The sequence below is a fragment of the Mesorhizobium sp. MC2-1-1 genome (genome assembly GCF_057597255.1).
The window spans coordinates 1,860,272-1,879,193 of record NZ_CP195205.1 but is presented as its reverse complement, the minus strand read 5'-3'; the positions used below and the strand labels follow the sequence as shown (position 1 = coordinate 1,879,193).

Sequence of the window (18,922 nt, the reverse complement as noted above, 5' to 3'; positions counted from 1 at the left end):
GGCCCGAAAAGGTCACCCGGCGAGGCGGAAATCCAGGACGCGATTGCGGCCGCCGCGCTTGGCGGCATAGAGCGCCTTGTCAGCGGCGCTGAGCACTTTGTCGAAGGTCATGCCTTCGGCGCTGCCGAAGGCAAAGCCGGCGCTGACCGTGCAGGACAACGGCCCGATCTCGGTTTCGATCGTGCGCGCGGCGAACGCAGCCCTGACGCGTTCGGCCGCTGCTCCAGCCGTCTCGGGCAAGGTGCGCCTCAGCACCATGGCGAATTCCTCGCCGCCCATGCGGGCGATGGAGTCGCTTGGGCGCTGACCGGCGGAGAGCACTTCGGCGAAGACCTTCAACACCTCGTCGCCAGTGGCATGGCCGAACTGATCGTTGATCGCCTTGAAGCCGTCAAGGTCGAACACCACCACCGCCGTGAAAGCATTGACGGGCGTCTTGCCATGCAGGTCGAACAAAGCGCGACGGTTGAGAAGGCCGGTCAAGCCATCGGTCTGCGCTTCGCGCTGGTGGTGGCGGGCGAGCCGGCCCTGGTTGAGCGCCAGGGACAACGCGCCGATACCCGTCATGGACGCAATGACGATAACGAGGCTGAGATCCTCCGCCCAGTTGCCAGGCGCATGGCCGAGGACAAGCTTGCCGTCCCATGCCAGCACGGCCGCGCAAAGCACGAAGGATGCCGCGGTCAGTGAATAGAGCAGTGCCACGCCGATGAGGTGGACGGGCGCTTCCGCGCGGCCCCGCCAATATTCGTACGCGGTGCCAAACAGGATCAGCGCGGCCAGGGCGTTCTCAAGCATGAAGCCCAAGCCGTCATAACCGAGCGCCATCGGTGGGAGCGCCAGCGCATAGGAAACGCCAGCACCGAGCGCGATAAGCGGCAGGGGCGAGCGTCTTGTCCTGAATTGATAGGCGGCGCCAAGCATTACCGAGAAGCCCAGCAGCAGCACCGCCAGCGTCACCACTCCAAGCGCAGTTCCTGGCTCCTGGATATAGGCGTCATAGGCAAAGACTTCGAGCACCACGACCAGCACGCTTACCGCCCAGGTCAGCAGGAACCTGTCGGAACGCGCGGCCAGCCAGGTGCCGAACAGCGTCAGGCTGAGGCAAGCGGCGGAAAAGCCGACGGCCAGAAGCAGTGAGTTGTAGTCAAGCAGCATGCATCGTCCTTGCCGGCGCCTGGTTTATGCAACCTGACGTAGGTCTATCAGTGCAGCAAGGAAGTATCGATTGCGTTACGATCGTCGCGAAGATTGCGGGATTTACCTTATCAGCCTGCCACCCGCTTCATCAGTGCCATCGCGCCGAAGGGCGCGCGCACCTTGCCCTCGCTGATGAAGTAGACGAATACGTCGCGCGGCTTGACCGGCGCCTCGGTCTTCGGGTCGGCGCGCGGCAAGTCGGTGGGTTGCTTGCCCTGCGCCCAGGTCTTCACCCGTCCTGCCCATTCGTCGAGCCCTTTCGGGGTGTAGCAATCGGGATTGTCGTCGCTGCCGGCCTGCAGCCGCGCATAGACGAAATCGCCGGTGACATCGGCGATTGCCGGATATTTCGCATGATCGGCATAGACTATCGCGGCTTTGTATTTGCGCGCCAGAGCCGGGAATTCCGGCACGATGAAGCTTTCGTGGCGCACCTCCAGCGCGTGGCGCAGGGGCACACCGTCCTGCTTCTCAGGCAGAAGCCTGAGAAAAGCTTCGAAATCGTCCGCATCGAATTTCTTGGTTGGCGCAAACTGCCACAGGATCGGCCCGAGCTTGTCGCCCAATGCGGCAACGCCGGAGCCGAGAAAGCGGGTCATCGATTCTTCGGCTTCGCCGAGCACGCGGCGGTTGGTGACGAAACGGTTGCCCTTGAGCGAGAAGACGAAGCCTTCCGGAGCGTCGTTGGCCCATTTGACGAAGGTCGGTTCCTTGAAGCTGGAATAATAGGTGCCGTTGACCTCGATGGTCGGGACCTGGCGGCTGGCGTAATGCAGCTGCTTGGCCTTGGCGAGCTTCTCCGGGTAGAAAGAGGTGTCCCAGGGCTCGAAGGTCCAGCCGCCCATGCCGGAACGGATTTTTCCTTGGCTCATCGTCTTCCTCCCAGTTTCAAAAAATGTGGTCAGGCCGTCTTGTCGACCGGCTTCGCCATGTCGACCAGCGTCCATCCTGGCCGGTATGGGTTGGCTCGGCGACCCGTTTCCCGATAGCCACAGGCTGAATAGAGCGCGATGTTCCGCTCCATGCGCGAATTGGTGTAGAGCCTCACCTCCGGCACGCCCCATGACCTTGCCTGCTCCTCGGCGAAGTCGAGCAATCCGATGCCGAGCTTCCGGCCCTGGAAAGCCGGCGAAACGGCGACGCTGAAGATCATGGCGTGGTCGCAATGACGCTCCAGAACGATCAGTCCGGCGAACCTTCCTGCTTCTTCCAACAGCCAGACCTCGCCGCGCTCGATACGCGGCGTATAGTCTTCCGTGACCGGGACCGGCGGTCCGCCGAGTATGGGTGTGTAAGGCGCATAGGCATCGGCGGTCAGCGCGACGATAGCGGCGAGATCGTCGAGGCTGGCTTGTCTCACGAGCGATCCACTCCGGCAGCTGCCGTTACAACCTTCTGCATGCCGGCGGCGATCGCCGCCACCGCATCGCGACTGGCGTCGCCGAGGCCATGGCGCTCCGCCAGCCACTGCGCATCGCTGTAGGACAGCCAGACCTTGCCTTGGTCGTCCTCCCAGGCCAGCGCCTTGATCGGCAGGTCGATGCCGGCAAGCTGGTGGTCCTGCATCAACGGCGTGCCGCCTTTCGGATGGCCGAAGATCAGCAATTCGGTCGGGCGCAGCGGCGCGCCGATCTCGCGCGCGCCGGCTGCGTGATCGATGCGCGCGAAGATGCGGAGGCCGGCGCCGGTGACGGTCGCAACCAAACGGTCGATTGTTTCGGTAACGCCGAAGCGGCTTTCGACGGAAATCAGGCCGTTACCTGTCATCACTCGGCCGCTTCGCGCTTGCCTCCGGGGCGCCGCTCCAGAAGCTCCTTCAGGAACTGGCCGGTGTAGCTGCGCTTCTCACGCACGATGGCTTCGGGCGTGCCCGACGCCACCAATTCGCCGCCGCCGTCGCCGCCTTCGGGGCCGAGATCGAGCACCCAGTCGGCGGTCTTGATCACCTCGAGATTGTGTTCGATGACCACCACCGTGTTGCCCTGGTCGACCAGTTCGTGCAGCACTTCGAGCAGCTTGGCCACGTCATGGAAATGCAGGCCGGTGGTCGGCTCGTCGAGGATGTAGAGCGTCTTGCCGGTTGCCTTGCGCGACAATTCCTTGGCGAGCTTGATGCGCTGCGCCTCGCCGCCCGACAGCGTCGTCGCCTGCTGGCCGATATGGATGTAGCCGAGGCCGACCTGCTTCAGCGTCTCCAGCTTGTCGCGCACGCCGGGCACCGCCGAGAAGAAGTCGACGCCTTCCTCGACCGTCATGTCGAGCACGTCGGCGATCGACTTGCCCTTGAACAGCACGTCCAGCGTCTCGCGGTTGTAGCGTTTGCCGTGGCAGACGTCGCAGGTGACGTAAACGTCGGGCAGGAAATGCATCTCGATCTTGATGACGCCATCACCCTGGCAGGCTTCGCAACGGCCGCCCTTGACGTTGAAGGAGAAGCGGCCCGGCTGGTAGCCGCGCGCCTTGGCTTCGGGGAGGCCCGCGAACCAGTCGCGGATCGGCGTGAAGGCGCCGGTATAGGTGGCCGGGTTCGAACGCGGGGTGCGGCCGATTGGCGACTGGTCGATGTCGATGACCTTGTCGAGGAATTCCAGCCCCTCGATGCGGTCATGCTCGGCCGGATGCTCGCGCGAGCCCATGATGCGGCGCGAGGCGGCCTTGAACAGCGTCTCTATCAGGAAGGTCGACTTGCCGCCGCCGGACACGCCGGTGACCGCGGTGAAGGTGCCGAGCGGGATTTCGGCCGTTACGTTCTTCAGATTGTTGCCGCGCGCACCGACGACTTTGAGACGTCGGTTCTTCTTCGCTTCGCGGCGCACCGCGGGCGTCGTCACTTCGAGCTCGCCCGACAGGTATTTGCCGGTGATCGAGGCGGGCGTGGCCATGATCTGCTGCGGCGTGCCTTGCGCGATGATGCGGCCGCCATGGATGCCGGCGGCCGGACCGATATCGACGACATAATCGGCATGCAGGATCGCGTCCTCGTCATGCTCGACGACGATCACCGTGTTGCCGATGTCGCGCAGATGCTTCAGCGTATCGAGCAGGCGCGCATTGTCGCGCTGGTGCAGGCCGATCGAGGGCTCGTCCAGAACGTAGAGCACGCCGGTGAGGCCGGAGCCGATCTGCGAGGCGAGCCGGATGCGTTGGCTCTCGCCGCCCGACAGCGTGCCGGAGTTGCGCGACAGCGTCAGATAGTCGAGACCGACATCGTTAAGGAAACGCAGCCGCTCGCGAATCTCCTTGAGCACGCGGACCGCGATCTCGTTCTGCTTCTCGTTGAGCTTGGCCGGCAGGTCTGTGAACCACTGGTCGGCCTTGCGTATCGACAGCTCGGTGACCTCGCCGATATGCTTGCCGCCGATCTTCACCGCCAGCGCTTCCGGCTTCAGCCGGTAGCCGTTGCAGGCGGGGCAGGGGGTGGCCGACATGAAGCGCTCGATCTCCTCGCGCATCCAGGCCGATTCCGTTTCCTTCCAGCGCCGCTCGAGATTGGGGATGACACCCTCGAAGGTCTTGGTGGTCTTGTAGGAGCGCAGGCCGTCATCGTACTGGAAGGTGATCTCGCGCTCACCGGTGCCGTGCAGCACGGCTTTCTGAGCCTCGGCGCTCAGATCCTTGAACTTGTCCCCCAGCTTGAAGCCATAGGCCTTGCCGAGCGCTTCCAGCGTCTGTGCGTAGTAGGGCGACGTCGACTTCGCCCACGGGCCGATGGCGCCGTCGCGCAGCGAGACGTTTTCGTCCGGCACGACAAGGTTGGGATCGATGGCGCGCTGGCTGCCGAGGCCGTCGCAGGTCGGGCAGGCGCCGAACGGATTGTTGAACGAGAACAGCCTGGGCTCGATCTCCGGAATGGTGAAGCCGGACACCGGACAGGCGAATTTTTCCGAGAACAGGATGCGCTCATGCGTCTCGTTCTTCGACTTGTTGACCGAGTCCTCGCCGGTCATGCTGGCATCGAGCGGACGGTCGGCGAACTCCGCCACGGCAAGGCCCTCGGCAAGCTTCAGCGCGGTCTCCATCGAGTCGGCGAGCCTGGTCGCCAGATCGCCGCGCACGACGATGCGGTCGACCACCACGTCGATGTCGTGCTTGTACTTCTTGTCCAGCGCCGGCACGTCGGCGATCTCGTAGAAGACGCCGTCGACCTTGACGCGCTGAAAGCCTTTCTTCTGCAGTTCCAGCAGTTCCTTGCGGTACTCGCCCTTACGGCCCCGCACGATGGGCGCCAGCAAGAACAGGCGCGTGCCCTCGTCGAGCGCCAGCACGCGGTCGACCATCTGGCTGACCGTCTGGCTTTCGATCGGCAGGCCGGTGGCCGGCGAATAGGGGATGCCGACGCGCGCGAAGAGCAGGCGCATGTAGTCGTAGATCTCGGTGACGGTGCCGACCGTCGAGCGCGGGTTGCGCGAGGTGGTCTTCTGCTCGATCGAGATGGCGGGCGACAGGCCGTCGATCTGGTCGACGTCCGGTTTCTGCATCATCTCCAGGAACTGCCGGGCATATGCCGACAGGCTCTCGACATAGCGGCGCTGACCTTCGGCGTAGATGGTGTCGAAGGCGAGCGACGACTTGCCGGATCCGGACAGCCCGGTCATGACGATCAGGCTGTCGCGCGGCAGGTCGAGGTCGATATTCTTGAGATTGTGTTCGCGCGCCCCGCGAATGGAAAGATATTTATGGTCGGCCATTGCCGGTCGCCGCCTCAGATCTGGAATTTGCTGGATTGGGCGGGTTCGTCCCGGCCATCCCCTATGTAGGTATTTTCCCCGCCACGTCGAGAGACGCCACAAATCCCGACACAAAGCGTTTAACCGTCTTTCCCGCAGGCGGGCAAGCGGAAAGAACAAAGGTCGAACACGCTCCTGACAAAGCGTTGTGGAAACAGTCGCCCCGAATGCTGCGGAACCGGATGCCGATGCCGCCTCGGCCAATTACCTTCAGGTAACTCCTAGATACCATCATGTAACCCCAGGCGATCACATTTTTCGGTAACCGGCTATTCAAAGGTTGACGCCCGCGACTGACGGGAGCAGTCTCAAAGGCGTCAACGAAGCCGGCCGTCTTTCGATGGCCTCGCCGCCCAACTGGCGACCTGCGAGACGCCGCAGGTGATAGCGATCAGCGCTTCGAACGACATTGTCGCAACGGATCCAGGAGCGGAGCATGACGCCACCGGACAGTCCCTTGAGGCTCCACACGGAAATGGAGCCGCGGCAGGCATAAGTGCCAGGGCAGACTTGAAACGCCGGCCCGACAAACCGTGACTTGCCGATTCCCAACAATCAGAGACGATAGTCGGATCGTCGGCTGAACGCCGCGTTGCATCCGAAACAGAACGCCGGCAGTCCACTCCCGGCTAAAATTGGATTTGAGATCCATGAAAGCCCCGTCCACCTGCCGAAGCAGTGGCGGGGCTTGCATTTTGCGAGGGGTTAACGTGCGGCCTGCGACCGCTCGCGATCAGTGGTTTGGGATGCGAGTGCCGCCCGTTGCCATGTCGATCGTTATGCTGCCGCCGATTCTGACATCGGTGTTGCCGATCCTGAAGGTGCCGTCGCTTCCGGCAGGCAGCGCGTCGTCCGGTTCAGGCTGAGGCGCCGGCTTGGCGATGCGGTAGTCGCCGGTCACACCGGGCAGCTTCTGCGCCGAGTTGTCATCGGCAATCGCAGCGTCGGCCATCAGCATGCCGGCAAACGCGGCAAGCGCAGCGCACAAGGCCCTGGATCGGAGCGGATTCTTCATGCGCGGAGTATAGAGACGCGGCTGGAGCGATGCCAGACGCGCGGCGATCAAATTGCCGCGCGTCCGGCTCTAGACTTCAGGCCGCCTTCTTGCGCGTGTCGTAGACGTGGTCGACAAGACCCCATTCCTTGGCTTCCGCGGCGCTCATGAAATAGTCGCGGTCGAGCGTGCGCTCGACCTCCTCGTAGCTGCGGCCGCAATGCTTGGCATAGAGCTCGGTCATGTGCTGTTTGGTGCGCACGATGTCCTCGGCGTGGCGCTGGATGTCGGAGGCCTGGCCCTGGAAGCCGCCAAGCGGTTGATGCAGCACGATCCGGGTGTTGGGCAGCGCGATCCGCCGCCCCGGCATGCCCGCCATCAGCAGGAAGGAACCCATCGAGGCGGCAAAGCCCATGCAAACCGTCGATACCGGGCAGGAGATGTACTGCATCGTGTCGTAGATGGCGAAGCCGCTGGTCACCATACCGCCCGGCGAGTTGATGTAGAGCGAAATCTCCTTGTCGGGATTGTCCGATTCCAGCGACAGGAGCTGCGCGCAGACCAGCGCCGACACGCTGTCGTTGATCTCCCCGTTGATGAAGACGATGCGCTCGCGTAGCAGCCGCGAAAAGATGTCGAAGGCGCGTTCGCCGCGGCTCGACTGTTCGATGACCATCGGCACCAGATTGGCAATGCTCATGGCGGGTTTCCTCGGTTTTCTTGATCAGGCGGCGCGCAGCATCATGCAGGGCGCGTTGGCGGCGATCGGGTTCTTGCGCGCATGAAGCGAGAGTCCGCAGCCGGCGCCCGAGACGGCGAGTACAGGCTCCGCCATCGGCACAAAGCCGTCATGCACGATGCGCAGATGCGTGCCACCCGTGAGGGTGCCGGTGAGCGTGAAAGTGACGATGCTGTCAAAGGCGGGAAGCCGGTCCTTCGCTCCGGGCCGCTCGCGCCAGGAATAGCTCAGGCGCCTGCCGGGCTCGGCTTCCAGCACCTCGCATTCGATCGGCGCGTCCGGTCCGGCAAAGGCGAAGCGGCTGCCGGCCTTGGCCTTCATGTCGTTCGGCATCATCCAGGCGGCGAGCAGTTCCGGCTCGGTCAGCGCCCGCCAGACCTTCTCCGGCGGATCGGGAAGGTCGCATTCGAAGCTGAGCGTGGCCCCGGCCGCAGTCGGGCTTTCTGGCTCGGTCATTGGTCCATTCCCTTCAGAACCGTCTTCAATTTCTCGATGCGTTCCGGCCAGAAGGCGCGGTAGCGCTCGATCCAGCCGAGCAACGGGTCGAGCCCTTGCGGATCGGCGCGGTAATAGGCGTTGCGGCCGGCGCGCCGCTCGATCACCAGACCTGCGCCGCGCAGCACGGCAAGGTGCTGGGAGACTGCCGGCTGCGACACGCTCATGCCGGCGCGCAGCTCGCTCACGCTCAACTCGCTGGCTGTGAGGCGCTCGTAAACGGCGCGACGGGTCGGGTCGGCCAGCGCCCGGAATATCTCTGCTTCGATCATGGATAAAGCATAAGTCGATACTTATTGATTTGGCAAGCGGCTATTTGATCGCCATATACGGAAGCGCATGTTCGGACTTCGTTCTTGGTGGCATTCCTTGACAGGGCAGGCAGTCATGACTAGAACGAAAAGGGAACAAATTCCTTGTGGGAAAAGCCAGCCTTTGCGGGCATGGGCGACCCCGAGGCTGTAAGGTGAGCGACTTGAAATCTGTTTCGGATGAGCGCGGAGAGGTACGATGGCGGGTAGCGTCAACAAGGTCATTCTGGTCGGCAATCTGGGAGCGGACCCTGAAGTTCGCCGCCTGAATTCGGGCGAGCCGGTCGTCAACATCCGCGTCGCCACGTCGGAAAGCTGGCGCGACAAGAATTCGGGCGAGCGCAAGGAAAAGACCGAGTGGCACAATGTCGTCATCTTCAACGACCAACTCGCCAAGGTGGCCGAGCAGTATTTGAAGAAGGGCATGAAGGTCTATGTCGAGGGCCAGCTGCAGACCCGCAAATGGCAGGACCAGACCGGCAATGACCGCTACACGACCGAAATCGTGCTGCAGAAATTCCGTGGCGAATTGCAGATGCTCGACGCGCGCGGCGAGGGCGGCGGCGGCCAGGTCGGCAATTATTCCGGCGGCGGCAGCAGCCGTGGCTCGGATTTCGGCCAGTCCGGCCCGAACGAAGGTTTCAGCCGTGGGGGTGGCGGTTCCAAGGGCGGCGGCGGTTCGTCGCGCGAGCTCGACGACGAGATCCCGTTCTAAGCGCCTCGAAATGATGGTTTGAAGGGACGCGCGATGTCGCTCGGACCGCTTCTGTCGGCACCGCCTCCCATTCCATGGCATGCATTCGCTGCCTTAGCCGCGCTCGCTGCAGGCGGCCTCCAGTTGGCACTGCCGAAAGGCACGGTGCGTCACCGCGTGCTGGGCTATGCCTGGGTGGCGCTGATGCTGGCCATTGCCATGTCGAGCTTCTGGATCCAGCAGATCCGGCTCGTCGGGCCGTTCAGTCCGATCCACCTCCTGTCGATCCTGGTGCTGGTCACCGTACCGCTGGCGGCGTGGTATGCGCATGCCCACAAGGTGGCCGCGCATCGCGGCGCCATGATCAAGCTCTACCTGTTCGCGCTGGTCGGCGCCGGAATCTTCACGCTGTTGCCCGGCCGGATCATGCACGCGGTTGTGTTCGGGCAGTAAGCGACAGACACTTCGTAAGGAAGATCAACTTGAAAGCACGCGTCAAATGGGTTGAGGAACGCACCTTCGTCGGCGAATCCGGCAGCGGTCACAAGGTCGTGCTGGGCACGGCGCACGGGCCGGAAGGCCGGACGCCGGGACCGAGCCCGATGGAACTGGTGCTGATCGGCACCGGCGGCTGCTCGGCCTATGACGTGGTGCACATCCTCGAGAAGGGCCGCGAGGCGGTCGAGGATTGCGTGGTCGAGCTGGACGCCGACAGAGCCGAGACCGAGCCGCGCGTCTTCACACGCATCCATATGCATTTCATCGTCAAGGGCCGTGGGCTGTCACGCGACAAGGTGAAACGCGCCATCGACCTGTCAATCGAGAAATACTGCTCTGCCACCGCGATGATGGCCAAGACGGCGACGGTTACGCATGATTTCGAGGTCATCGATACGGCGGCCAAGTAGGCAGTACGCATTAGGCAGCAGGATGCTGCTCAAGCGGCCATCAGCGCCCGGACGCCGTCCGCCACGAACTGCACGGCAAGCGCCGCCAGGATGACGCCGAGCAATCGCGTCAGGATCGAGCGGCCGGTTTGGCCGAGGATGCGGTCAATCCGTTCCGACAGCACGAACACCAGATAGGTGATGACGAGGCAGAGGAAGATGATGCCGACCAGCGCTGCCTGGGCGGCAAAGCCTTCGAAGTGGCCCGACAGAAGCACGGTCGCCGAGATCGCACCGGGCCCGGCGATCAGCGGGATCGCCAGCGGGAAGGCGGCGATGTTGTGGATCATGTCCCTGGTGATAGCGACGTCGCCGATCTTCTCCTTGCGGTCCTGGCGGCGCTCGAACACCATCTCGAAGGCGATGAAGAACAAGAGGAAGCCGCCAGCGACACGGAAGGCCGGCAGCGTGATGCCGAATACCGACAGGATCGAGGCGCCGGCAATCGCGAACAGCGCCATCACCAGGAAGCCGATCACCGAGGCGCGCACCGAGACCTGCTGACGCTCCTCGCGATTCATGCCACGCGTCACGGCAAGGAAGAGCGGCGCCAGCCCCGGCGGGTCGATGGTCACCAGGATGGTGACGAAGGCGTTGAACAGGCTGTCGAAACTCGGCATCGCTGGGCCTCTCCCACCGGGCGAAGCCCAGGCTCCGCAATTGGTAGAGCAAAGCCCGGGCGCTGGAAACAGGCTGGAGGGGAAATCAGCCGGCTAGTTGGTATTGCCGCAATAGGCTTCCAGGCGGTAGCCGTCCGGGTCGATGACGAAGGCGGCGTAGTAGTGGTCTCCATAGGCCGCTCGGAGCCCGGGCTTGCCGTTGTCCCTGCCGCCTTCTCGCAATGCTGCCGCATGGAAGGCATCGACGCTGTCGCGCGTCGGCGCCGCGAAACAGAAATGCAGGCCGGAAGCCGCTTCCGCCGGAACTGGCCGCCCAGCTTCATTCACCCAAAGCTGGACCGCCTGAGCGCCGTAGCCGAGGGAGCCGGGCGACTGGCTCAGGCAGGAATAACCGAGCGGCTCGAGCGCGGCGTCGTAGAAAGGTTTCGAAGCGCCGGGGTCGCGGACACCGATCGAGACATGATCGAGCATTGTTTCCTCCATGATTACAATTGTTTGATCGCTCAGGCTGGAGTCGCGCGCCGAGCCAGGAATTCGACCTCCATTCGCCAGGTTGAGCCGCCGTCGTGCGACCGCTCGCCAAGCCATCGGAACGAGTTTTCGGTGATGCACGAAAAGCTCCAGCGCACCGAGGCGCCAGTGCCGTCGGCACCGATCTGGACGATCGCGTCGTCCTCGGCGCGGCCGAGTTGCCGGCTGTAATACTGGTTGCGCGGATCGCTCCAGAAGATGTGCCAGGCGTTCGCGCCGGGATCGTAGACCCGCAACGTGGTGCCATAGAAGGTCCACGATCCAAGCGACGGCGAGGGGCCCGCGTCTCGGGCGGGAAGGATCCAGACGTCCTGAACTGCCCTGCCTTCGAGGACCCAGCCGAAATGCACCTCGCCGCGTCCCGTCAGCCTGGTGCCATCCTCGAGGATGCGCGTGGCCTCAAATGTCCAGGCACCGACGAAGCGTCCATAGAGATTCAGTTTCTCGGCAAGGCCCGGCATGGGGCTGTCGCTGTGCAGAGCCTCGGCAAAGGGATCGGTCATTGCTGCTGCCTCGTTTGTCAGGAGAGGCCAAGCAATAGGGGCGTATCAGGGTTCTTCGCTTGGGAAATATTGCTATCTTTTGGCCATGACGACCGCCCAGAAAACTCTGGCCTCCGGGCATGGCTGGCAGGTGTCCGACGTGGTGTGCACGGCGATCGCCGGCGACAGACCATTCGAGGAAGAGCATCGCGCATTCTGCGTCGCTGCGGTGACCAGGGGAGCGTTCCGCTATCGAACGCGCCAGGGCATGGCGGTGCTGGCGCCGGGCGCCATCCTGCTCGGCAATCCCGGCGCCTGCTACGAATGCGGGCATGAGCATGGCGCTGGCGACCGCTGCCTGTCCTTCCATTTCTCTCCGGCCTATCTGGAGCGCGTGGTGGCCGAACTGCCGGGCGTGAAGCGACTGCGCTTCGCCGATCCTCGCCTGCCGCCCCTGCCGGCGCTGGCGCCCTTGCTGGCCGAGGCGGAGGCGGCGCGCGAAATTGGCGACGGAGAACCTTTCGAGGAGCTCGCCCTGCGGATGGCCGGCGCGGTTGTCGCTGCAAGCTCCGATGCGGTGCCGGAAAGGCACGAACCCAGCCGTCGCGACCAGAAACGCGTTGCCGAAGCGGTGCGGCTGGTCGAGCTCAACGCCGATCGACCATTGTCGCTGACAGAACTCGCCGACGGCGCGACCACCAGCCCGTATCACTTCCTGCGCACGTTCCGGCAGGTTGCCGGCATGACGCCGTATCAATTCCTGCTGAGGACCAGGCTGCACCGCGCCGCGGTGCGGCTGCTCAGCTCGGACACGGCGATCTCGACGATCGCCTTCGACGCCGGCTTCAACGACCTGTCGACCTTCAACCGCCGGTTCCGGCGCGAGATGGGGGAGGCCCCGAGTGCTTACCGCGTCCGCCGCGCGCGGTAGGATCGGCCGTTCCCAATCGGTAGGGCTGTCAATCGGATGTCGGGCCGCACCATCCAGGCAGATAGTCCGCGTCCTTGGTCCTGGCGAGCGCCAGAGCATCCTTCATCGCCTTGTCGAAATTCTTCGCGACCGCATTCCGGTCGATGCGCCGACGCAGGAAATCCGCCCAGATGAACTCGCTGAACGGCGTCGTGTCCTTGGCATAGCCGCCCAGGCGGCGCAGTTCGCCCGCCATGCTCCGGTAGGGATCGTCGACCAGTTCCCCGATCGTCTTGGGAATTACCGAGTATTCGCGGCGCCGGCCGTTCTCGTCGAAAGGGTGCATCCAGCCGCGATTGTCGAGCACGAACAGAAACGCGTCCTTATCGAGCGCAGACAGATCGCTGATCACGGTCACGAGCACATCCTTGACACCTTCCTCAAGGAGAGCGCGGGCGAGATGATGGTGATCGGTGACGTAGTTGCGGTTTTTTGGACCGAGGACGACCGGTATCATGTGCTTGCCCAGAAATGCGCCGGTCTTGTTGTTCGCGTCTTGCGCCCGGATCATCTGGCGCTTCAGCCCGACTTCCCGCATGCCGACAGTTATCTGCGTCGGCCTCAATTCCTCGACGCGGACCGGCGTCACAATGGGTTCTCGCGGGGTGATCATGGCACTCCATCCTGTTCTTGCTGCTGCGGGTTACCCGGACCAAGCGTTTTGATCGCCGCGTCGACGCTGTGGAATATCCGCTGTGGGCCCACGATTTCGGCGATGCCGAACCGCGCCAGCGCCTCCTGGGCGCGCAGCAATTCCATGCGGGCGATGGCAAAGACGGCGCCTTTGTCGCGACAATGGCGGATGGTGTCGATCAGCGCCTGGGCGGCGGTATAGTCGATCTCGACGATGTTGCTGGCCTCCAGCACCACCAGCTTCACGTCCTCCCTCCTGGCGTCGATCAGGTTGGTCAGGCCGCGCTTGAAACGGCCGGCGTTGACAAAGGAAAGCGGTGCCTGGAACGCCGCAACCAGCACGCCGGGGTGCCGCTCGCCTGCGTTCGAGCCATTCGGCGGCCACCAGACAGAGGTGCCAGGCACCTGCGCCAGTTCGATCGCTTCCGTGCGCGTTGAGCCCCAGATGCCGTGCAGCAGCGACAGACCGATACCGATCGCGACACCCGTTTCGATCGGTAGGACGACGATCGCGATCATAGTGATCAGGATCAGCGCGAACTCGACCGGCGCCTGCCGGTAGACGCTAGCGGCTACCCGCCAGCGCAGGATGCGCTGGGCCACGTACATCAGCACACCGGCAAGTGCTGCTTGCGGCACATCGGCGAGCAAGCGGCCGCCGAAGGCTCCGAGCGCCAAAACGATTGCCGCCGCGATCAGGCCCGAAAGCTGCGAACGGCCGCCGGTTTGCGCGACGATTGCCGTGCGCGGCGGGCTGGCGTTCACCGCAAAGGCGCCGAAGAGGCCGGACACGAGGCTGCCGGCGCCGACGCCGACGAAATCGTGATTGACGTCGGGTGTTTCACCATCCTGAGGCGCGAAGGAACGGCTTGTGGCCGCTGTCTGCACCATGACGACGATGGCGATCAGCAACGCGAGCGGGACGAGCGCCCGCGCGTCCTCGAGGTTGATCAGCGGCAATCCGGGCGTCGGAAATCCGTTCGGCAAGGCGCCGAGCACCTCGACGCCGCGATCCTTGAGGCCCATGCTGACGACGGCAAGCGTTGCCAGCACCATGCCGATCAAAGCCGCCGGTATGCGCGCGCTGATTCGCTCGGCCGTAAGCACAATCACGAATACGCCCAGTCCGAGGGCCAGGCTCCAGAAATTAGTGATATGGATGTTGGCGGCGATCTCGCCCATGCGTCGCAGCGTTTCACCGCTCTGCGGCGGCAGGCCAAATAGTCCAGGCAGTTGGGAGACGATGATGTGAACCGAAATGCCGGCGAGGAAACCGGTCGTGACGGGCACGGACAGGAGATCGGCGATCCAGCCGAGGCGGAAAATGCCGCTGAGCGTCACCAGCAGCCCCACCATCAGCGCCAGCATTGCCGCCAGCGCCAGATAATGCGGCGAACCGGCGGTGGCGATCAGCGCCAGCCCGCCGGCGAACAAGGGGGTGATCGTCGAATCGGCGCCAGCTGACAAATGCCGGTTGGCACCTAACACCGCGAAGGCAACCGAGCCGGCGACGAAGGCGAAGAAGCCGATCTCAGGGGCGAAGCCGCCGAGCCGCGCCGTCGCCATCTGTTCGGGTATGGCAATGGCGGCCAGCGTGATGCCGGCGGCCAGATCGCCATTGAGGTCCTTGACGCTCCAGCCGCTCAGCGCCCGCAAAGGCAGCCACGAAGCCAGGTTCACAGCACTTGCGGTTTTTGCGGGATCCATCGCCGACCTTGCCGCGTGAGGGCGAAAATGACGGTGGCCATATCGTCGCAATCAGCGGTATCCATTTGAAATTACCATCAAAATTGTCTCTGGAAAAGTCCCGGCGAGATTGGAGTTTTGGCAAGGCTTCCTATATAAGCAGGCAGTGATTCCCGACTGGATTGTGACCTGATTTGACCGACCAGAAGACACCGCGCGGGCCGGATGGCGGCCCCACCGGCATCGAGCCGATTTCGATCATCGAGGAGATGCAGCGCTCCTATCTCGATTACGCCATGAGCGTGATCGTCAGTCGCGCCCTCCCGGACGTGCGCGACGGCCTCAAGCCCGTGCATCGCCGCATCCTCTACGCCTCGCATGAGAGCGGCTACCACTGGAACCGCAAATATGTGAAGTCGGCACGGCCGGTCGCCGACGTGATGGGTAAATACCATCCGCATGGCGACGCCTCGATTTATGACGCCCTGGTGCGCATGGCGCAGGACTGGTCTCTGCGCGTGCCGCTGATCGACGGACAGGGCAATTTCGGCTCGATCGACGGCGATCCGCCGGCGGCGATGCGCTACACCGAGTCCAGGCTTACCAAAGTCGCGCATGAGCTGCTGGAGGACATCGACAAGGAAACCGTCGACTTCCAGGACACTTACGACGCATCAGGCAGCGAGCCAAAGGTGCTGCCGGCCCGTTTCCCGAACCTTCTGGTAAATGGCTCCGGCGGCATCGCCGTCGGCATGGCCACCAACATCCCGCCGCACAACCTCACCGAGGTCTGCAACGGCGCCATCGCCCTGATCGACAATCCGGCCATCGACCTGACGGCGCTGATGGAGATCGTGCCCGGTCCGGACTTCCCGACCGGCGGCATCGTGCTCGGCCGCTCCGGCATCTACAGCGCCTATTCGACGGGCCGCGGCTCGATCGTCATGCGCGGCCGCGTCGAGATCGAGCAGCGCGGCAATGACCGTGAATCCATCGTCGTCACCGAGATCCCCTATCAGGTGAACAAGGCCTCGATGATCGAGAAGATGGCCGAACTGGTGCGCGACAAGCGCATCGAGGGGATCTCCGACATCCGCGATGAAAGCGACCGCCAGGGCTACCGCGTCGTCATCGAATTGAAGCGCGACGCCGTGGCCGACGTTGTCCTCAACCAGCTCTATCGCTTCACGCCGCTGCAGACCTCGTTCGGCGCCAATATGGTGGCGCTCAACGGCGGCAAGCCGGAAGTGCTGACGCTGATCGATATGCTGAAGGCCTTTGTCGGTTTCCGCGAGGAAGTCGTCAGCCGTCGCACCAAGTACCTGCTGCGCAAGGCTCGTGAGCGGGCGCATGTGCTGGTCGGCCTCGCGATCGCCGTCGCAAACATCGATGAGGTCATCAAGCTCATCCGCACCGCACCCGATCCGCAGACGGCGCGCGAGCAATTGATGGAGCGGCGCTGGCCGTCGCACGACGTGGCGCCGCTGATCAAGCTGATCGACGATCCTCGCCATCGCATCAACGAGGACGGCACCTACAATCTTTCCGAGGAGCAGGCTCGCGCCATTCTCGAACTGCGCCTGCAGCGCCTGACGGCGCTTGGTCGCGACGAGATCGCCGACGAATTGAACCAGATCGGCGCCGAGATCGTTGATTTCCTTGATATTTTGTCGTCACGCGCACGCATCCAGCAGATCGTCAAGGATGAGCTGATAGCGGTCCGCGACGAGTTCGGCACGCCGCGGCGCACCGAGCTCACCGACGGCGGTTCGGATATGGAAGACGAGGACCTGATCCAACGCGAGGACATGGTCGTCACCGTCAGCCATTCCGGCTACATCAAGCGGGTGCCGCTCTCGCTCTACCGGGCACAGCGCCGCGGCGGCAAGGGCCGCTCCGGCATGTCTACCAAGGAAGAGGATTTCGTCACCCGGCTGTTCGTGGCCAACACGCATACGCCGGTACTGTTCTTCTCCTCGCGCGGCATCGTCTACAAGGAAAAGGTCTGGCGGCTGCCGATCGGCAACCCGCAATCGCGCGGCAAGGCGCTGATCAACATGCTGCCGCTCGAGCAGGGCGAGCGCATCACCACGATCATGCCGTTGCCCGAGGACGAGGCGGACTGGGGCGAACTCGACGTGATGTTCGCCACCACGAGAGGCACCGTGCGCCGCAACAAGCTCAGCGACTTCGTCCAGGTCAACCGCAACGGCAAGATCGCCATGAAGCTGGAGGAAGAGGGCGACGAGATCCTCGGCGTCGAGACCTGCACGGACAATGACGACGTGCTTTTGACCGCCAATTCCGGTCAATGCATCCGTTTTCCGGTCTCCGATGTCCGCGTCTTCCAGAGCCGCAATTCGGTTGGCGTGCGCGGCATAACCATGGCCGAGACCGATCGCATCATCTCGATGTCGATAATCGAGAATGTCGAGGCATCACCCGCCGAGCGCGCGGCCTATCTAAAGCGCGCCGCAGCCGAGCGCCGGCTCGCTGCCGGCACCGCCGGCGAGGAAGAGGAAATCGCGCTGACCAATGAGGAGATCGGTGAGGAAGCCGAACTCTCGGACGAGCGCTACGAGTTCCTAAAGGCGCATGAAAAGCTGGTGCTGACGGTGACCGAATATGGTTACGGCAAGCGCTCGTCGTCCTACGATTTCCGCCTGACCGGCCGCGGCGGCAAGGGCATTCGCGCCACCGATGTTTCGAAGACGGCGGAGATCGGGCGTCTGGTCGCGACCTTCCCGGTCGGCAATGACGATCAGATCATGTTGGTTTCGGACGGCGGCACCGTCATCCGCGTGCCGGTCAACGGCATACGTTTCGCCAGCCGCGCCACCAAGGGCGTAACGATCTTCAATACGGCCGAAGGCGAGAAGGTCGTGTCGGTGGAGCGGATTTCGGAACCGCAATCGGATGAAGAGGCAGAAGAAGGGACGTCGGGCGAGACTGGCGCGGACGACATGGGCGGGGACGAATAGGCTCTCGTCCGGATCAACCGGCCCTCTGGGCCGGTTCGGTCATGGCGGTGATCAGTAGCGACGATAGGCGTTGCGATGAGCGAAACCCTCGAGCCGCTTGGTGTTCGCCTTTACACGCACCCGCGCTGCTTCCTGGTGCAACCCGAATGCAGTCGCGATCAGCATCACGATGGTCATTGCAGTGGCAAGCATGTAGATCAGCATTTGCGTGTTCTCCTGCATTTACAACGATAAGATGGGGATTTGGTTTCATCCCTTGAAGTGGCAACCTAATGAACGCTGCGTGAAACGTTCGTGATCGCATCGTTCATCTGTCGTTCATCCGCGTGGAAAGGTTCATGGGCACCCCATCAATGGGATTTGCCTTCCGCCCGCCCGCCCGCTAGAAGCCTGCCATGACCGCACGCACCGCCCTTTACGCCGGCTCCTTCGACCCGCTGACCAACGGCCATCTCGACGTGCTCAAGGCATCGCTTGCGGTGGCTGATAACGTCTACGCGGCGATCGGTATTCATCCGGGCAAGAAGCCGTTGTTTTCCTTCGAGGAGCGCGTGAAACTGATCGAAGCCGCCGCCAGGGCCGAGTTCGGCACGGACGCAGGCCGCATCAAGGTCGTTGCCTTCGACGGGCTGGTCATTGACGCAGCCCGCAAGCAGGGAGCTTCGATCATGATCCGCGGCCTTCGCGACGGCACCGACCTCGACTACGAAATGCAGATGGCCGGCATGAACGAGACCATGGCGCCTGAATTGCAGACGGTTTTTCTGCCCGCCAGTCCTTCGGTGCGCACCATTACCGCCACACTCGTGCGCCAGATTGCTTCGATGGGCGGCGACATCCGTCCCTTCGTGCCGGCGGCCGTTGCCGGCGCGCTCACCGCCAAGTTCACCCAATAGGCTTCCCGGAGTTTCC

21 protein-coding genes are annotated in these 18,922 nt (G+C 63.5%); 6 read left to right on the top strand and 15 right to left on the bottom strand.

Annotation, left to right across the window (positions count from 1 at the left end; translation table 11 throughout):
• Positions 1-12 precede the first annotated feature (12 nt).
• The 9 genes from ACR64R_RS09530 to ACR64R_RS09490 all read right to left on the bottom strand — a co-directional run bounded on the left by ACR64R_RS09530 (position 13) and on the right by ACR64R_RS09490 (position 8,427).
• Positions 13-1,158 carry a GGDEF domain-containing protein gene (locus tag ACR64R_RS09530; RefSeq protein WP_487361393.1) on the bottom strand — a complete coding sequence of 382 codons (1,146 nt, stop codon included), beginning with the start codon at positions 1,156-1,158 and terminating at the stop codon, positions 13-15.
• A gap of 110 nt (positions 1,159-1,268) precedes the next feature.
• Positions 1,269-2,072, bottom strand: a complete 804-nt coding sequence (locus ACR64R_RS09525) for a DUF72 domain-containing protein (RefSeq protein WP_487361392.1) — start codon at positions 2,070-2,072, stop codon at positions 1,269-1,271.
• Positions 2,073-2,101: 29 nt separating this feature from the next.
• The gene (locus tag ACR64R_RS09520) at positions 2,102-2,560 is read right to left on the bottom strand and encodes a GNAT family N-acetyltransferase (RefSeq protein ID WP_487361391.1); all 459 of its coding nucleotides are present in this window, start codon (positions 2,558-2,560) and stop codon (positions 2,102-2,104) included.
• Complete coding sequence (locus ACR64R_RS09515) at positions 2,557-2,967, bottom strand: DUF302 domain-containing protein (protein WP_487361390.1); 411 nt, start codon at positions 2,965-2,967, stop codon at positions 2,557-2,559. Before ACR64R_RS09515 ends, ACR64R_RS09520 begins: the two co-directional genes overlap by 4 nt.
• Positions 2,967-5,888 (bottom strand): excinuclease ABC subunit UvrA, encoded by a 2,922-nt coding sequence (gene uvrA / locus ACR64R_RS09510; protein WP_487361389.1) that lies wholly within the window; start codon positions 5,886-5,888, stop codon positions 2,967-2,969. Before uvrA ends, ACR64R_RS09515 begins: the two co-directional genes overlap by 1 nt.
• A gap of 772 nt (positions 5,889-6,660) precedes the next feature.
• The gene (locus tag ACR64R_RS09505; protein ID WP_487361388.1) at positions 6,661-6,885 is read right to left on the bottom strand and encodes a hypothetical protein; all 225 of its coding nucleotides are present in this window, start codon (positions 6,883-6,885) and stop codon (positions 6,661-6,663) included.
• A 133-nt stretch (positions 6,886-7,018) separates the two neighbouring features.
• On the bottom strand, positions 7,019-7,621 hold the full coding sequence (locus ACR64R_RS09500) for an ATP-dependent Clp protease proteolytic subunit (protein WP_487361387.1): 603 nt from the start codon (positions 7,619-7,621) through the stop codon (positions 7,019-7,021).
• A 24-nt stretch (positions 7,622-7,645) separates the two neighbouring features.
• Positions 7,646-8,116: an SRPBCC family protein gene (locus ACR64R_RS09495; protein ID WP_487361386.1), complete on the bottom strand. Its 471-nt coding sequence runs from the start codon at positions 8,114-8,116 to the stop codon at positions 7,646-7,648.
• Positions 8,113-8,427, bottom strand: coding sequence for an ArsR/SmtB family transcription factor (locus ACR64R_RS09490; RefSeq protein WP_487361385.1), 315 nt, complete (start codon positions 8,425-8,427; stop codon positions 8,113-8,115). Before ACR64R_RS09490 ends, ACR64R_RS09495 begins: the two co-directional genes overlap by 4 nt.
• Before the next feature lie 238 nt (positions 8,428-8,665).
• Here ACR64R_RS09490 and ACR64R_RS09485 point away from each other — a divergent pair, with 238 nt between their 5' ends.
• From ACR64R_RS09485 to ACR64R_RS09475, 3 genes are all read left to right on the top strand, one after another.
• Positions 8,666-9,181 carry a single-stranded DNA-binding protein gene (locus ACR64R_RS09485; RefSeq protein ID WP_487361384.1) on the top strand — a complete coding sequence of 172 codons (516 nt, stop codon included), beginning with the start codon at positions 8,666-8,668 and terminating at the stop codon, positions 9,179-9,181.
• Positions 9,182-9,304: 123 nt separating this feature from the next.
• On the top strand, positions 9,305-9,613 hold the full coding sequence (locus ACR64R_RS09480) for a DUF2306 domain-containing protein (protein ID WP_487361383.1): 309 nt from the start codon (positions 9,305-9,307) through the stop codon (positions 9,611-9,613).
• A 29-nt stretch (positions 9,614-9,642) separates the two neighbouring features.
• The gene (locus ACR64R_RS09475; RefSeq protein ID WP_487361382.1) at positions 9,643-10,068 is read left to right on the top strand and encodes an OsmC family protein; all 426 of its coding nucleotides are present in this window, start codon (positions 9,643-9,645) and stop codon (positions 10,066-10,068) included.
• A 29-nt stretch (positions 10,069-10,097) separates the two neighbouring features.
• On the opposite strand, the gene ACR64R_RS09470 is transcribed toward ACR64R_RS09475, so the two are convergent.
• The 3 genes from ACR64R_RS09470 to ACR64R_RS09460 all read right to left on the bottom strand — a co-directional run bounded on the left by ACR64R_RS09470 (position 10,098) and on the right by ACR64R_RS09460 (position 11,761).
• A complete protein-coding gene (locus ACR64R_RS09470; protein ID WP_041000641.1) occupies positions 10,098-10,727 on the bottom strand; it encodes a MarC family protein in 630 nt (209 codons plus the stop codon).
• A 93-nt stretch (positions 10,728-10,820) separates the two neighbouring features.
• Positions 10,821-11,198: a VOC family protein gene (locus ACR64R_RS09465; protein WP_487361381.1), complete on the bottom strand. Its 378-nt coding sequence runs from the start codon at positions 11,196-11,198 to the stop codon at positions 10,821-10,823.
• Positions 11,199-11,230: 32 nt separating this feature from the next.
• Positions 11,231-11,761 carry a hypothetical protein gene (locus ACR64R_RS09460; protein WP_487361380.1) on the bottom strand — a complete coding sequence of 177 codons (531 nt, stop codon included), beginning with the start codon at positions 11,759-11,761 and terminating at the stop codon, positions 11,231-11,233.
• Positions 11,762-11,846: 85 nt separating this feature from the next.
• Between ACR64R_RS09460 and ACR64R_RS09455 the strand changes: the two genes are divergently transcribed.
• Positions 11,847-12,671: a helix-turn-helix transcriptional regulator gene (locus ACR64R_RS09455; protein WP_487362404.1), complete on the top strand. Its 825-nt coding sequence runs from the start codon at positions 11,847-11,849 to the stop codon at positions 12,669-12,671.
• Between the two features lie 28 nt (positions 12,672-12,699).
• Here the strand turns inward: ACR64R_RS09455 and ACR64R_RS09450 are convergent, their stop codons facing one another.
• A complete protein-coding gene (locus tag ACR64R_RS09450; protein ID WP_487361379.1) occupies positions 12,700-13,323 on the bottom strand; it encodes a ParB-like protein in 624 nt (207 codons plus the stop codon).
• Positions 13,320-15,050, bottom strand: coding sequence for a SulP family inorganic anion transporter (locus ACR64R_RS09445; RefSeq protein ID WP_487361378.1), 1,731 nt, complete (start codon positions 15,048-15,050; stop codon positions 13,320-13,322). Before ACR64R_RS09445 ends, ACR64R_RS09450 begins: the two co-directional genes overlap by 4 nt.
• 173 nt (positions 15,051-15,223) lie before the next feature.
• Here ACR64R_RS09445 and gyrA point away from each other — a divergent pair, with 173 nt between their 5' ends.
• The gene (gyrA, locus tag ACR64R_RS09440; RefSeq protein ID WP_487361377.1) at positions 15,224-18,010 is read left to right on the top strand and encodes a DNA gyrase subunit A; all 2,787 of its coding nucleotides are present in this window, start codon (positions 15,224-15,226) and stop codon (positions 18,008-18,010) included.
• Between the two features lie 51 nt (positions 18,011-18,061).
• Here the strand turns inward: gyrA and ACR64R_RS09435 are convergent, their stop codons facing one another.
• Positions 18,062-18,214 (bottom strand): hypothetical protein, encoded by a 153-nt coding sequence (locus ACR64R_RS09435; RefSeq protein ID WP_487361376.1) that lies wholly within the window; start codon positions 18,212-18,214, stop codon positions 18,062-18,064.
• 191 nt (positions 18,215-18,405) lie between these two features.
• Between ACR64R_RS09435 and coaD the strand changes: the two genes are divergently transcribed.
• Positions 18,406-18,906, top strand: coding sequence for a pantetheine-phosphate adenylyltransferase (gene coaD, locus ACR64R_RS09430; protein ID WP_487361375.1), 501 nt, complete (start codon positions 18,406-18,408; stop codon positions 18,904-18,906).
• The last annotated feature ends 16 nt before the right edge of the window (positions 18,907-18,922 follow it).